Source organism: Anaerostipes sp. CAG:276, from assembly GCF_000432215.1.
Lineage (GTDB): Bacteria > Bacillota > Clostridia > Lachnospirales > Lachnospiraceae > Anaerostipes > Anaerostipes caccae.
Genome location: NZ_FR889193.1, coordinates 1 through 15,195 on the forward strand (window position 1 = coordinate 1; position 15,195 = coordinate 15,195).

Genomic DNA, 15,195 nt, shown 5'->3' on the forward strand with positions numbered 1-15,195 from the left:
ATGCCTCACTCCAATCATGTGGAAAATGTACGTAATGTCTGCTGGAGAAAGGCCTCTGTCAAAAAAGGTGCTACTTTTCGAAAGTTATTTACCGCTATTGGAAAAGCGTATTTCAAAAGTGCGACGGAAATAGTGGTGAAAATGTACGTAATTTCTACTACAGAAGGCAGATGAACAAACAAAAATGTTCATTTGCGATAGTTTTTTAGCACTATTGGAGGAATGCATTTCAAAGCGTGACGGAAATGCCTCCTTCTAATAATTGAAAAACTACCACAGACTTCAACCTTATATTTTATGAACAGCCTTCTCCAGCAGCCTTTATCACCATTTTCTGCATGATTGGAGTGAGGCATTCTAAGAGCCGAACGGAAATCATGCAGAAAATGTCACCGGCAATACTCACAGTTATTTTCTCTTTTTTTCGTTATACTTCACAAACTTAATCAAGTTTATCCCAACCCTATTTACTTCTGCCAATCTCAGGTATATACTGGAAACAACTTATACTTTACTAATTTTATCAAGTTTATATTTTTTACATTTCAATCATAGTATTCTAAATACCTTATCGTGAGATCACACTCTTTAAAGAGCCTTTCAGCAAGGCATTCATTACGGTGTTTTCCTCACAAAAATTTAAATCAAAGGAGGCTCTATATGTTATTTCAAACAACCGAAGCTCATGAAGCCCTGCGTGCGAAAGTCAGGGAATTTGCAGAAACCGAAGTAAAACCACTCACCTTCCTCTTGGACAAAGAAAATGAATTTCCGACCGAAGCCATTGAAAAGTTTGCCAAAATGGGCATGATGGGACTGCCGTATCCGAAAGAATACGGAGGCGCAGGATCAGATGTCTTGAGCTATGCCATTGCTGTAGAGGAACTTTCCAGAGTTGACGGCGGCACAGGTGTTATTTTATCTGCACACGTCTCTCTCGGAAGTTATCCGATCTTCGCTTTCGGAACTGAAGAACAAAAACAAAAATATCTCGTTCCTCTCGCTTCCGGTGAAAAGCTCGGTGCATTTGGCCTTACGGAACAAAATGCAGGCAGCGATGCGGGAGGTACTGAAACCACCGCAGTCCTTGAAGGCGACCATTACGTGTTAAACGGAGGCAAGATCTTTATCACCAATGCCGATAAGGCGGATACTTATGTAGTGTTTGCAGTCACAACCCCGGATATCGGAACTCATGGCATCAGCGCATTTATCGTTGAAAAGGGCTGGGAAGGCTTCACCTTCGGCGATCATTACGACAAAATGGGAATCCGTTCCTCTTCCACTGCTGAACTGATCTTCAATGACGTAAAAGTACCGAAAGAAAATCTTCTCGGAAAAGAAGGAGAAGGCTTTAAAATTGCCATGTCCACATTGGACGGAGGACGGATCGGCATCGCTGCACAGGCCCTCGGCATTGCGCAGGGTGCATATGAAAATGCTCTGGAATACTCCAAAGAAAGAGAACAGTTCGGACGTCCGATCTGCCAGCAGCAGGCCATCGCATTTAAGCTTGCGGATATGGCGACCAAATTGAGAACTGCCCGCCTGCTCGTGTACAGCGCCGCTGATCTGAAAGAAAATCATGAGCCATACGGTCTGGAATCTGCCATGGCAAAACAGTATACTTCCGATATCTGTCTGGAAGTTGTCAACGATGCACTTCAGATCTTTGGTGGAACCGGCTACTTAAAAGGCATGGATGTGGAACGTGCCTACAGAGATGCAAAAATCTGTACCATCTATGAGGGCACCAATGAAATCCAGAGAGTCGTCATCGCTTCTCATATCATTGGAAAGATGCCGAAAAATCAGCCAACCAGAAAAAAAGGTGCTGAGACCGGTGTCCGCAAAAAAATGATCTTAAAAGACGGTTCCGCCGAAGAACGGGTGGACGCTGTTGTAGAAGCCCTCAAAAAAGACGGATATGATTTTACGGTCGGCATCGACTTAGACACTCCGATTTCAAAAGCAGACAGAGTCGTCAGCGCAGGAAAAGGCATCGGTCCGAAAGAAAATATGAAACTGATTGAAGATTTAGCCGTTCAGGCAGGAGCTGCCATCGGTTCTTCCCGTCCGGTAGCAGAAACTTTAAAATATGTTCCGATCAACCGGTATGTGGGAATGTCCGGACAGAAATTTAACGGAAACCTGTACATCGCCTGCGGCATTTCCGGGGCAGGACAGCATTTAAAAGGAATCAAAGATGCCACAACCATTGTAGCAGTTAATACCAATGCAAATGCTCCGATCTTTAAAAATGCGGATTACGGCATCGTCGGAGATGTGGAAGAAATTCTTCCTCTGCTGACCAAGGCCCTCGACAATGGAGAACCAAAACAGCCGGCTCCTCCGATGAAAAAAATGAAACGTGCAAAACCGAAGAAAACTGTTCCTACCTGGAAACGCTATGTCTGCAATGGATGCGGATATGAATATGATCCGGCGAACGGAGATCCCGAGGGAGAGATTGATCCTGGAACTCTATTTGAAAAACTTCCGGAAGAATGGATCTGTCCGGACTGCGGCGAATCAAAAGATATGTTTATTGAAGTTTAAACGTTCCTGCATTTGGACAACTGATCAAAAGGAGGTATGATCCATGCATTGTGTTAGAAAAGTAACCGAAGATTTATATTGGGTTGGCGGCAATGACCACCGCCTGGCCCTGTTTGAAAATATCCATCCGATTCCGAGAGGGGTTTCCTATAACTCCTATCTGCTTCTGGATGAAAAGACCGTATTATTTGACACGGTTGACTGGTCCATCGGACGGCAGTTCCTAGAGAATATCGAATATGTTCTGGACGGGAGACCCTTGGACTATATGGTGATCAACCACATGGAACCGGACCACGGGGCTTCTATTGAAGAAGTGCTTCTGCGCCACCCGGAAGTACAGATCATCAGTACAGAAAAGGCCTTTATGCTCATGCGTCAGTTTGGATTCGATGTGGACGGACATATGATCGAGGTTGAGGAAGGAGACGTACAGTCTTTCGGAAAACATGAAGTAACCTTTGTCTATGCTCCAATGGTTCATTGGCCGGAAGCCATGGTATCCTTTGACATAACGGACGGCACTCTTTTTGCCGCCGATGCATTTGGTTCCTTCGGCGCCCTGGACGGCAAACTGTTCAATGATGAAGTAAACTTTGACAGAGACTGGATTGATGATGCCAGAAGATATTATACAAATATCGTTGGCAAATATGGTCCTCATGTACAATCCCTGTTAAAGAAAGCAGGAACCATAGATATCAAAACGATCTGTCCTCTGCATGGTCCGGTATGGCGCACAGACCTTGGTTATTTCCTTGATAAATATGATAAATGGAGCCGGTATGAGCCGGAAGAACAGGGCGTGATGATCGTCTACGCTTCCATGTACGGCAACACCGAAGCCGCTGCACAGAATCTGGCTGCAAAACTGTGTGAAAAGGGTATGACAAATGTAGTCTTATACGATGTGTCAAATACCCATGTATCCCAGCTGATCTCCGAGACATTCCGTTTAAGCCACATCGTTCTGGCTTCTGTCACTTATAATTTGGGCATCTATCCATTAATGCATAATTATCTGATGGATATGAAGGCACTGAATCTCCAGAAAAGAACTTTTGCCATCATTGAAAATGGTTCCTGGGCCTGCAAATCCGGTTCACTGATGAGAGAATTTATTGATGATATGAGAGAGATGGATATCCTGGATGAGCAGGTAACACTGATGTCTTCTATGACAGAAGACAACGGTTCCGATATGGATACATTAGCTGACGGTCTCATAGAATCCATGAAACAGTAAAAATGTTCTAACCCAAAGAAGCCAGGTCCGCACTTAATATTGGCGGGCCTGGTTTTTCTCTGAAAGAATTTTCCGGGTTCCATTGACAGGTATTTTTTAGTTTGGTATATTTTCACTAAGATAAGGAGGGAGAGACACATGCTGATTTCAAGAGAAACCGATTATGCCCTGCGTATTTTAAGGGCTTTAAGCGACGGAAAGAAACGCTCAATAGAAGAAATATGCTCTCTGGAAGCAACACCGAAACAGTTTGCTTACCGCATTATTAAAAAACTGGAGACAGCCGGATGGATCATCATCACCAGAGGAGCAGAAGGCGGATGCCGCCTGACGGCAGATCTGCACGACATAAGCCTCTTTCAGCTGATGCAGGGTCTTGGCAGCGGCTTTGGCATCAATGCCTGTTTTGAAGAAGGATATGAGTGTACCAGAACGCCTCTCTGCGATGAACCGTGCCATATCAAAGAAGGCCTATTACAACTGGAAGCAGCCATAGAAAAGGAACTCAAAGAAGCAAGTCTCTATTCTCTTATTTTCGGAATATCCGGCTAAGGGCTAAGATCGGTTTCTTATATTTACCGGCATCTAAGTTCCGCATTTTCCTGTGGTTCACCGGATGCCAGTAAAAAACTTTCCTGTTCCAGACCTTTTCCTTCTCTGACCAAAAGTTCTTTCATCTCCATTAGTTCAGGAATTTCGTCCATCCTCAACTTTTTTAATTTTTTTAAAGTCCCAGGTTCCATTTCCACCGCATACTTTTCATATTTATGATAGATTTCCTCATCCATTTGACAGGGCATGAGATCCGGAAATATTTTTTGTTTGATATACCGGTAGATCAGGATACCTCCGTAATCCAAATCTCCAGAATGGAAGCATTCTGTCTCTGCACAAAGACTCTCCCGCAGATTGATGAGAAACTCCCTTTCTTTCGGTGTAAAAAACCCATGGCTGTAAATGATGACGGCTTCTTCATCATAGGGCGCTGCCATATAGTTTGCTTTATTTTCTATGGTCAGGATTCTCTTTATGTTTTGACCCGACTGGGGTTTTGCATGGACCAGCATCTGTGAATTTAAGACTGCGCCGTAACGAAATTGTCCCAAATTTATTTCCTGTCCGTCCACTGAAATTCGCAGCGGCCCTTTTAACGCAAGCTCCTGTGAATATTCTTCAATGAAAAGCTGGGAAAGGACCTGCGTATGATCCATACCTTCCTCTATATCTGTATGATATTTTCTGGCTATAGACAGCACAGTGCTTTCCAGTTTTTTCTCAAAAAGCTTGGAATCGCCCAGACAATATTTGCTGAAAACCCTTTTATACAGCGGCTCCTTCAATCCATCGATCCCTTTAAGACATCGAAACAGCTCTTCCCGTTTTGAAAATTCTGACGGGATTTTGCCCTGCTCTAACCGTTTCATACAGTCCCTTAAATAATCTTTTATCCACAGTCCTTTGACCGAATGAAGAAAGTTTTCAACATCCGCCATATTTTCTTCCATCACCTGAAACTTCGGCCGGATACCGGACATTTCATATATGAGCGCAAGATCCTTTAAAGAATAGCGTATCCTTCGTATATCCACCCCTACGGCTTCCCACTCAATTTTCAACAGGCCCTGACACTCAAGTTCTCTGGCTGCATTTATAAACTCTGTTTTTCCGATCTGATCATATAGTTCCTGGTGAACCAGAAAGGAACGGTTTCCTTCCGCTCCCTTCTTCCAGTCCGATGCAGACTTCTCAGTCTTTTCGATGATCATTTTAAGCAGTTCCTTCTTCATCCTCTGCTTCCTCCATCAGATGATCAAATTCCCGTTTTTCAAACTCCTGTATAGAAATACTTTTTTTATTCGGATTGGCATAGACAAAGGTCTTGTCTACGTTTTCCAAATAATTCTGTATCTTATCATTGGTGGCGCTTATGATAGCCTGGAATCCGAGTCCACGGATCAGTTCAATACAGCTGGCTACCTTCTCCGCATCCATCTTGGAAAAGGCTTCGTCAAGGACAACCAGCCGGATCGTAGGGCTTCTCCTTAACTTTGGCGACAGATTGATCCGGTAGGCCTGGGCAAAGCTCGCCAAAAGGGCTACATAGAGGGGATTCTGCCCTTCCCCTCCCGAATTTTTCTTGATCATCCTGCCAAGACCGATGGTCAGCTTTTCTTCCCCCTCCACGATCTGTTCCATATCGAAAGACAGATAGGTCCTGTAATCCGCGTATTTTTCCATGTTCCGCTTGGCCTCTTCCAGTTCTTCCGGGGATGCATTCTCCGGAGGTATGAAAATATCGATCAGGTCACTCATGACCTCTCCGTAGCGGTTTTCATGCTCCATGGAAAACAGATTCATCTGGTGATCCATGGATGCATCCAAGGTGGACGGATCAATCTGAAGCGATTCATCCATAAACATAGGATAATAAACACCATCAGGGCCTTTGTTTTTGGTGATGCGGAACTGGTACTTATCTTTTCCGAAGTCCAGCCGGCTGATGATCCGGTTTAATTCGTCTCTTCTCTGATATGCTTCCAAAATGGCATACCTGATCTTGGAAATAAAATCGTCTTTAAAATGCTCGGCCGCTGACCTGGCCTGTTCTCTGGCCCTCTCCTGATAATCCGCAAGATGGTCACATTCAAGCTTCTGCAGCAATTCTTCATATGGCTCATTCGTCTCTATGGCCGGCGAGAAGGTCCGATTCGGATACTCCCTCAAATATTCGGAGCGCAGTTCCACAAGTGATCTGTAAGCTTCTTCCCTGCTGTTCTCCGCCTGTTTGATCTTCCTGAATGTCCCGTTTTTAAGACTTTCAAGATTTGACGGCATCCGCCCCTGCATATAGTCATCAAAGGCTTTTTCCAGTTCTTCGCTGCGACAAAAACTTCTCTCCTGTTCCGTCAGCTCACTGTTTGCGGAAACATAGAGCCTCTGCCAGTCCTCGATTTGTTTTTCCCTGTTCCAGACAGCTCTTGAAACTTCATTTAACAGTTCCTGTTTCTGTGCCTGAAGCCTCTTATTCTCTCTCTGCCTTTCTTCCAGTTCACCGATGGATTCTTCCTTCATCTTCAGCATCTGATCCTGAAGATCTTTTTTAAGCACCGTTTTTTCTTTTATTTTCTTTAAGGCTTCCTGCTGTTCTATATATTCTTCCTCAGAACGCCCCAGAGCTTCCAGTCTCAAAATATCTTCCGCTTCTGCCAGCATGTTGGCAAACGGTTCTTTTTTGGCCGAAAGCTGTTTGAGCTCTTCCTTCAGATCTCTGATTCTCTGTTTCACACTGCTCTCACCGATATAGGAACGCTTCGTGTAATCCGCCGGATTCAGCCGTTTCAGCTGAAAATTCTTGTAGAGCAGACAGTCAGGGGTCACTCCGGTCCTCTGATTTCTAAGTTCTTCAATCGAATGGCATTTGATCACTCTTCCGAGAAGCAGATCCATAAAATTTCTGACATACGGCTCCTTGGCAACCACTTCCTCTGCCAATGCGTGATCCATGACGGACGGCTTTTCTTTCAGGATCTTTTCTGTGTCTAAAATGGAGGCTCTGAAAAACTGCTTTTCATCCATTTCCCGATAGATCTCCATAGCCGCCTTGGCATAATCAGGCTCCACGACCAGTGACAGCTTATTTGATCCTAAATACCCTTCCACGGCTTTATGCCATGTCTCCGACTTCATGTCCAGAAGATCTGAGAGAATGTGTACCTTTACCGCTGCTTGGAACTTAGAACTCAAACGGGTCTGAAGCTCATACCGGGCATTTTCAAGTTCCCTTGGATAAGCCTTATTCCCTCTTTTCAGTTTTTTCAGCTCCCCGTCGATTTCCTTTTCCCGCTTCTTGATCCTTCTCAGTTCTGAGGCCGCGTCCTGCCGGTCGTTTTCCACTTCTTCCCGGATTTCCTTTAAACTGTGCCGGAGTCTGCGCAGTTCTCCGAGACTGATATCTCCCTTGGAAAAGCTTTCAATATCCCATATGGTCTGATTCGGTGTCACGTCCAGTTCTGCCCACTGGTTCAGGCCCGCCGACGTCTGCTGCCATGCGGCCTTGCTTTTTTGCAATTGCTCCAAAAGTTCATTGACACCCTGAAGTTCTGTTTTTAGATTCTCGTAGCCGCTGTTTGCGATCTGCTTTACCAGACGGTCATATTCCTCTGCGAGATCTGCAAGCTGGCCAGACAGTTCCTTTCTGTTCTTCTCCTGAGTCTTCTTATCTTCCCCTGCCTTCTCTATTTTTTCATGCAGGTCTCTGATCTGTTCTTTCAGCTGGAGCATTACGAGCTTTTCCATCCGGTACTGACAGACCCGAACCTCCTGCTCTGCCCTGGAAAACCGGTCGTAACCAGTTCCTATCTGCTTTAAGCTGCCGATCTCCTTCAGCGTATCTTCGATCTTCCTGCGCATCCTGCCGTACTGAAGAACACTTTCCTGCATATCTTCGATCTGGATATCCTGTTCCATACAGATGTATTCCCGCACAAAATCTTCCAGCTTAATGTTCATTTTAAACGGGATCGCCCGCTTGAAAAGTCTCGGGAATTTCTCCGCGTCCAGTCCTCCCAGATAGATGTCGTAGAGCTGTCTCCGGAACCTCTCATTGCTGGAACCGAAATAAAATTCTTCTTTCGGAAAATGTTCCTTTATGTAATCTCTCACCTCTGTTGTTGCCATGGCGCGGTCTTCTTTTCGGTAGCGGTTTTCAAGGATTCCTCCTTTATGCCAGAAAAACAGCCTGGAAATCTCATTGGTGGCAGTCTCCACGTCAAAAACGACTCCGACACACTCTTTTGCTCCGGTAACCGTCTGTTCAAGCTCCAGCACGATCGTTGTAGAAAAATTTCGGTTTCTGATATATTTTCCCTCATTATTGTCTCCCACCGAAATCATGCCTCTCAAATATTCGATCAGGCTCCGGTCCGAGTCATCGGCCGCCGCCTTGTTGAAAAATCCTCTCCCGTCCGTGTTGGCGTACAGAACGATCTGAAGGGCATCGATGACCGTAGATTTTCCGCTGCCGGAATGTCCGGTAAAGAAATTGATCCCTTCACTGAAAGAAAGCACTTTCCGTTCAATATAATGCCAGTTATTCAGACAGATCTTCGATAGTGCTTTGAATGCCTGTTTGCTCTCCGTCTTCTTCTCCACGTTCGTCCTCCTCCGTAAATGTTTCAATCAATTTCTGTACATCTGCTCCGAGAAGAACCGCATTGATGCACGGATACACCACCATGCGGCTCTCCTCATTAAGGTCTTCGAGTACGTCCATCGGCTCGATGATCTGGTATTTTTTGAGCAGAGAAATGGTCTTTCTCATCTCTGTCGCAGAAGACAGGTTCTTAAGCAAGGCAAAATCTCCGATCTTTTCATTGATTTCTCCCAGCGACGTATACACATAGCTGCTTGCAGACGCTGTTTCCATCTGCTCATCGTAGATCAGCTTTAAGATCAGCAGATAAATAGTAGCCAGTCTGGGCAGCTTTTCTCCCAGGACGGTCTCCCCCTGGATATAAAAAACTCCCATATGACTGTTATCCCGAAGTTCCAGCCCGGCAATCGAAAAATACTCCCTTAAAAATTCCAGGTGCTGATTTAAGATCCTGTAATCCTTCTGGAAAGCAAATCTTCCGGTCCTCTTTTCGTATTTCCGTTCCAGCACAAAGGTCTGCCGGAACAAAATCTGGATGACACGCTTTACATCATCCTTCTCCTCATCGCTCAGCTGTTCATAGTATTCAATCATGACTTTCTCCTCACAAACAACAGATCCGGATAACGGTATTTTCCATTTTCCAGCATCTTATTTTCCCTCTCGATCACCTGATACCGGCTGTTTTTCCTGGTACAGTAGTCATAGGCCAGGATCAGCTTTTCAAACGACTCATCGTCGCCGATATTGACATCTCTCATTTCCATGGATCCGTCTTCCATATGGCTTTCCAGAAACTCCTCGATTTCTTTTTTACTGTAACGTGTATGGATCTTATTGAGTCTCAATACTTCTTCCCTGGTAAGTTCCCGCACATCTTCATCCGGCTCTAACCGGCTGATGAAATCTCTCCTTTTCTTTCTTCTGTAAAAAGATTTTTCAGACAGGACTTCTAGACGTGACAGGTTCATTTTTTCCGCCACCTGAGAAAGCCGTTCTTCCCTCTTTTCGTCGATTTCCAAGTGCTTTAAAAGACTGACCACCATTCCTTTCATATCTGCCTCGCCGCTGAGCATGTAGTTGAGTCTTGTGACTGTGGCGCGCACATATTTGGAATGTTCTTTGTCCATGTTGGCGATCCGGTGCTCAATGTCGTCAAAACCTCTCTCGATGGCATCCAGAATGTCAAGCACATCTTCCTTTTCATCCCTGCCCTCAGCTTTTGCCTTGGCCCGGACTCTCTCGATCCACTCCGCGTCTTCCCGCATTTCCTGAAGACATTTCTTAATATCCATTTTGTAGAGATAGAAATTATCGTTGGTCTTTAACATATGGTACTTTTTCTTGACGATCTCTTCCACATATCCTTCTAAATGTTCCGCCAGAACATCGCCGTAAGACTGCTGTTTCAGCAGGCGTCCGAAAAATTTGTCCATGTTGTGAAGCAGATCCTGAAGTGCCTTGTTCAGTTTCTTCGTATTGATCAGGGCTGTTTTCAGCATCCCAAGGTTGATCCGTTTATCATTTTGAAAGGAGAACAGTGTCGCATAGACATTTTGGATATAAATCTCCGTATCTTCCATCTGCGGATTCACGAGCTGTTCAAAAGCATCGAGAAAAACGGCCGCGTAATCGGGAATGACAATGTTGGATGTCAGCGTAGAAAAGTCATCCAGTTTTTTCAGCCAGCCGGTCTTAATCAGCCAGTTTAGTATCCGGTTTGGGGGAGTCTCCAGTACATCCAGTTCTGATTCAAACTCTTCCCGCTGGAGCCAGATGCGCTTGTCCGCATTCCAGTCGCTCAGGACCTGAATACAGACCTCCCGGCTCAGAAAGTAGTTGTTATATTCATATTCTTCACTGATTTTCAGCAGCGCTTCTATGTAATGATCCCGGTTTACAGAACGGAACAGGCTCCAAAAAGAATCCGGGATATCGTAACCAAATCTCATAGCTCCTCCTTTGTGTTTTGCTCTTTTATCATAACATAAAAACGGCAGCTTGTGGACTGGTGTGGTTCAGCAGACAGAAGGCAAAAAAATAGAAGGCAGAAATTATAATTTCTGTCTCCTGGACATAGAAAGAAGATCTTTATACAATACAACTTTTGTTACTGTTTATCTGAGAACTTTGCTGCCATAGACCAGCACACTACCCAATTTCAATACAACTCTTGTTGATGTTTATCCTCGGCTCCTTGCATTTCAGGCAGGTGCATGGTAAAAATTTCAATACAACGCTTGTTGATGTTTATCCTATACGGCTCCGGCATCTCCATCCATGCTATCGGCATTTCAATACAACTCTTGTTGATGTTTATCTGGAACAAAGTTAGTAATGTAACACAGTATCAGATATTTCAATACAACGCTTGTTGATGTTTATCCTATACGGCTCCGGCATCTCCATCCATGCTATCGGCATTTCAATACAACTCTTGTTGATGTTTATCCTCGGCTCCTTGCATTTCAGGCAGGTGCATGGTAAAAATTTCAATACAACGCTTGTTGATGTTTATCCCTCGTTTTTAAGCCATTTCTATTTTTTATTATAGCCAGTTTCCCTGATAAAATCAACGTTTCCTTTGTTTTTTCCCAACCACCTTCATATTTTCTGTTTTTTCTTTCAAATCGCCTGTAAACCACCATTTTCTGCGGTTCTGCCATTCTATTTAAATATTTGTGGTTGGGAAATCCAATCATTATCAGCCAGCCTCAATGTAGTCAGCTGAGACAACTCTCCATTTCTCAATGACCGCAGTGCCCGCCGCAATGTTTGCAGTCATTCCCGCACTGGATCGACTTTCCCTGTCTCTTATCCTTTACCATGCTTCTGACGATCAAACTGACAATACCAAGGACAGCCAAACCTACTGCTATTGTTCCCATAGAAACCTCCTTTATCATGCAGGTCTGCACACCAGGTGCAGACCTCTCTATTTCCAATATTATCTTGTTCCTGTTACCTCTTTCAAATCAACCTTTAACTTCTTGCTTTCCCTGTACGGCCTCACCAGCAGATAGATAAAACCAATTATCAACAGAAAAGCAACGGCTGTACCAATCCCAAAAGTTCCTGTGGTGATTAATGTTCCGATCTGGTATACACAGAGGGAAACCACATATGCAAGCCCTGTCTGATATCCGACGGCAAACCAGAACCATTTTTTGTTGTTCATTTCTCTCTTAATAGCTCCCATTGCTGCAAAGCATGGTGCACACAGCAGATTAAATACGAGGAAGGAATATGCTGCCGCCGCAGTCATGCTTCCGGCAAGGGTTCCCCAAATCTCAGCACCGTCTTCTGCCACTTCCGCAAAACCAAACAAAATCCCAAAGGTACCTACGACATTTTCTTTCGCCACCAATCCGGTGATCGCAGCTACAGCTGATTTCCAGTTGCCCCAGCCAAGCGGTGCAAAAATCCATGCGACGCCGTTTCCGATGGCGGCAAGAATACTGTGGTCAAGTTCCATGTCGGTCAGCATTCTGAACTGTCCGTCGACCCATCCGAAGTAAGTTGTAAACCACACAAAAATGGTTGACAGAAGGATAATGGTTCCCGCTTTTTTAATGAAAGACCATCCGCGCTCCCACATACTTCTCAGTACATTGGAAACCGTCGGCATATGATATGCGGGAAGTTCCATGACAAACGGCGCCGGATCTCCTGCAAACATCTTTGTTTTCTTCAAAATAATTCCAGAGCAGATAATGGCTGCGATTCCCACAAAATAAGCACTCGGTGCCACCCACCATGCACCGTGGAACAGGGCTCCTGCGATCAGCGCGATGATCGGCAGCTTTGCCCCGCACGGAATAAATGTCGTTGTCATGATCGTCATTTTACGGTCCCGGTCATTCTCTATCGTCCGGGATGCCATGATACCCGGCACACCGCACCCGCTTCCGATCAGCATCGGTATGAAGGATTTCCCGGAAAGTCCGAACTTGCGGAAAATCCGGTCCATAATAAACGCTACTCTTGCCATATATCCGCAGGACTCCAGGAACGCAAGGAAAATAAACAGCACCAGCATCTGCGGCACGAACCCTAATACCGCACCTACACCGGCAACCATACCGTCGAGGATCAGTCCCTGCAGCCATCCGGCACATCCGACTGCATTCAGTCCGGCTTCAATTACGGAAGGGATACTCGGCACGCTGAGTCCGAAAAGGCTCCATCCGTCGCCGAACACTCCGTCGTTTGCCCAGTCTGTCGCCCATGTTCCTATCGTGCTGACAGAGACATAATAGACAACAAACATTACCGCCGCAAAGATCGGAAGTGCCAGAAATCTGTTTGTGACAATACGGTCGATCTTGTCAGATGTCGTCATCGTTTCTTTTCGGTTTCTCGTAAAACACTGTTCAATGATGGAAGAAATATAGGTATAACGTTCATTGGTGATAATGCTTTCTGTATCATCATCCATGATCTCTTCAATCTTCTTGATTTCATCAGAAACATCCGGAACCAGTTTCATCTGTTCCTGAATCTTATCGTCTTTCTCCAGCATCTTGATGGCAAAGAAGCGCTTCTGTTCTGCCGGGACTTCACTGCCCAGCTTTGATTCTATGGAATTCAGAACTTCTTCTACCTGAGGGTCAAACGTATGTACCGGCGGTGCTGCTTTTCTGTCATTTGCAAGAGCCACCGCTTTCTCAGCCGCTTTTTTGATCCCCGTTCCTTTCAGTGCAGAAATCTCTGTCACTTCACATCCAAGCTTTTCACTCAGCTGTTTGATATGGATCTGGTCTCCGCTCTTTTCTAAGACATCCATCATGTTGACTGCCATGATGACCGGAATCCCAAGCTCCATCAGCTGCGTGGACAAATAAAGGTTTCTCTCGATATTTGTACCGTCTACGATGTTTAAAATAGCATCCGGCCGTTCCCCGATCAGATAGTTTCTGGCAACAACTTCTTCCAATGTATACGGTGAAAGGGAATAGATTCCCGGAAGATCCATAATGGTGACATCCTTGTACCCCTTCAACTTTCCTTCCTTCTTTTCCACCGTGACACCGGGCCAGTTGCCCACAAATTGATTGGATCCCGTCAAAGCGTTAAACAACGTTGTTTTACCGCTGTTAGGGTTTCCAGCTAAAGCAATCTTAATTGACATTCTGCATTTACCTCTTTTCTTTTCATACACTCTTGTTTGTTTATACTTATTTATATTAGTTTCGACTAACTCTTATACAAAAAAAGAAAAAGCTATTCTACTAAAATCATTTCCGCATCCGCTTTTCTCACAGATAGTTCATATCCCCGCACTGTAATTTCCACCGGATCGCCCAGAGGCGCTACCTTCCTTACAAACACATCCACTCCTTTTGTGATTCCCATATCCATGATACGGCGTTTTACAGGTCCTTCTCCATTCAGCTTCTTAACCTTTGCAGTTTCTCCGCAGGCTACTTCTTTTAATGTCTTCATTTTCTCTCCTTTTTAGTTCACCATAATCTTATTTGCCATATCTCTGCCGATCGCCACTCTGGAATCTTTGACATTTACAATGACATTTCCGCCGATGACAGATACGACAGTCACCATCCCGCCAACAGTAAATCCGAGATTTTCAAGAAATCTTTTCGTTTCTCCCCTGCCGCCGACTTTACAGATGATATTTTCTTCCCCTTCTCTTACCATTGTTAAAGGCATCATGATCCCTTCTTTCTTAATTGGTATCGATTATCATTTCCACTCATTAATTAGTATATTCTAACATATGTTAGCAGTCAATATCTCTTATTGATTCTTTTTATCAATAAGCCAAATGTTTGAAGTATAGGATAAGATATGATATACTTTGTAATGCTTTACATAAAAATATATATCATTAGAAATGAGGTAAATTCATGAGTTTAAATGAATCTGCTGAAAATTATTTAGAAACGATCTTAGTCCTGAGCAAATCCCGTCCTGTTGTCCGTTCCGTAGATGTAGCGACAGAGTTAGGGTTTAAAAAGTCCAGTGTCAGCGTAGCTATGAAAAAGCTCCGCCAGAACGAACATATTACTGTTTCGCCGGAAGGATATATTTATCTCACAGTCTCCGGAAAGGAGATTGCGGAGATGATCTATGAGCGGCACAAACTTCTTTCATCCTGGCTTACGGCGCTGGGTGTTGACAAAGATATTGCAGCCGAAGATGCCTGCCGGATCGAGCACGTCATCAGCAAAGAGAGTTTTGAAGCTATAAAAAAACACGTAAAATAACAGAGATGCCA

At 44.6% G+C, this 15,195-nt stretch carries 13 protein-coding genes; 4 read left to right on the top strand and 9 right to left on the bottom strand.

Going from position 1 to position 15,195, the window contains the following annotated elements; all coding sequences use genetic code 11:
- The first annotated feature begins 660 nt into the window (after positions 1 to 660).
- From QVP35_RS09650 to QVP35_RS09660, 3 genes are all read left to right on the top strand, one after another.
- A complete protein-coding gene (locus QVP35_RS09650) occupies positions 661 to 2,559 on the top strand; it encodes an acyl-CoA dehydrogenase family protein (RefSeq protein ID WP_009288930.1) in 1,899 nt (632 codons plus the stop codon).
- Between the two features lie 43 nt (positions 2,560 to 2,602).
- The gene (locus tag QVP35_RS09655; RefSeq protein ID WP_009288931.1) at positions 2,603 to 3,805 is read left to right on the top strand and encodes an FprA family A-type flavoprotein; all 1,203 of its coding nucleotides are present in this window, start codon (positions 2,603 to 2,605) and stop codon (positions 3,803 to 3,805) included.
- 138 nt (positions 3,806 to 3,943) lie between these two features.
- On the top strand, positions 3,944 to 4,357 hold the full coding sequence (locus QVP35_RS09660) for an RrF2 family transcriptional regulator (RefSeq protein WP_006566033.1): 414 nt from the start codon (positions 3,944 to 3,946) through the stop codon (positions 4,355 to 4,357).
- A gap of 23 nt (positions 4,358 to 4,380) precedes the next feature.
- On the opposite strand, the gene QVP35_RS09665 is transcribed toward QVP35_RS09660, so the two are convergent.
- From QVP35_RS09665 to QVP35_RS09705, 9 genes are all read right to left on the bottom strand, one after another.
- On the bottom strand, positions 4,381 to 5,592 hold the full coding sequence (locus tag QVP35_RS09665) for a Wadjet anti-phage system protein JetD domain-containing protein (RefSeq protein WP_009288932.1): 1,212 nt from the start codon (positions 5,590 to 5,592) through the stop codon (positions 4,381 to 4,383).
- The gene (locus tag QVP35_RS09670; RefSeq protein ID WP_009288933.1) at positions 5,573 to 8,956 is read right to left on the bottom strand and encodes an ATP-binding protein; all 3,384 of its coding nucleotides are present in this window, start codon (positions 8,954 to 8,956) and stop codon (positions 5,573 to 5,575) included. The genes QVP35_RS09665 and QVP35_RS09670 overlap by 20 nt, the downstream gene beginning before the upstream one ends.
- On the bottom strand, positions 8,895 to 9,551 hold the full coding sequence (locus QVP35_RS09675) for a DUF4194 domain-containing protein (protein ID WP_006566036.1): 657 nt from the start codon (positions 9,549 to 9,551) through the stop codon (positions 8,895 to 8,897). The genes QVP35_RS09670 and QVP35_RS09675 overlap by 62 nt, the downstream gene beginning before the upstream one ends.
- The gene (locus QVP35_RS09680) at positions 9,548 to 10,909 is read right to left on the bottom strand and encodes a Wadjet anti-phage system protein JetA family protein (protein WP_009288936.1); all 1,362 of its coding nucleotides are present in this window, start codon (positions 10,907 to 10,909) and stop codon (positions 9,548 to 9,550) included. The genes QVP35_RS09675 and QVP35_RS09680 overlap by 4 nt, the downstream gene beginning before the upstream one ends.
- A 540-nt stretch (positions 10,910 to 11,449) precedes the next feature.
- Positions 11,450 to 11,659 (bottom strand): hypothetical protein, encoded by a 210-nt coding sequence (locus QVP35_RS09685; RefSeq protein ID WP_009288937.1) that lies wholly within the window; start codon positions 11,657 to 11,659, stop codon positions 11,450 to 11,452.
- 45 nt (positions 11,660 to 11,704) lie between these two features.
- Positions 11,705 to 11,845 carry a FeoB-associated Cys-rich membrane protein gene (locus QVP35_RS09690; RefSeq protein WP_022261098.1) on the bottom strand — a complete coding sequence of 47 codons (141 nt, stop codon included), beginning with the start codon at positions 11,843 to 11,845 and terminating at the stop codon, positions 11,705 to 11,707.
- A 59-nt stretch (positions 11,846 to 11,904) separates the two neighbouring features.
- Positions 11,905 to 14,088 carry a ferrous iron transport protein B gene (gene feoB, locus QVP35_RS09695; protein ID WP_009288939.1) on the bottom strand — a complete coding sequence of 728 codons (2,184 nt, stop codon included), beginning with the start codon at positions 14,086 to 14,088 and terminating at the stop codon, positions 11,905 to 11,907.
- Between the two features lie 92 nt (positions 14,089 to 14,180).
- On the bottom strand, positions 14,181 to 14,402 hold the full coding sequence (locus QVP35_RS09700) for a FeoA family protein (RefSeq protein ID WP_006566042.1): 222 nt from the start codon (positions 14,400 to 14,402) through the stop codon (positions 14,181 to 14,183).
- A 12-nt stretch (positions 14,403 to 14,414) separates the two neighbouring features.
- A complete protein-coding gene (locus tag QVP35_RS09705) occupies positions 14,415 to 14,630 on the bottom strand; it encodes a FeoA family protein (protein WP_009288940.1) in 216 nt (71 codons plus the stop codon).
- 194 nt (positions 14,631 to 14,824) lie between these two features.
- Here QVP35_RS09705 and QVP35_RS09710 point away from each other — a divergent pair, with 194 nt between their 5' ends.
- Positions 14,825 to 15,184: a metal-dependent transcriptional regulator gene (locus QVP35_RS09710; protein ID WP_009288941.1), complete on the top strand. Its 360-nt coding sequence runs from the start codon at positions 14,825 to 14,827 to the stop codon at positions 15,182 to 15,184.
- Positions 15,185 to 15,195: the final 11 nt, after the last annotated feature.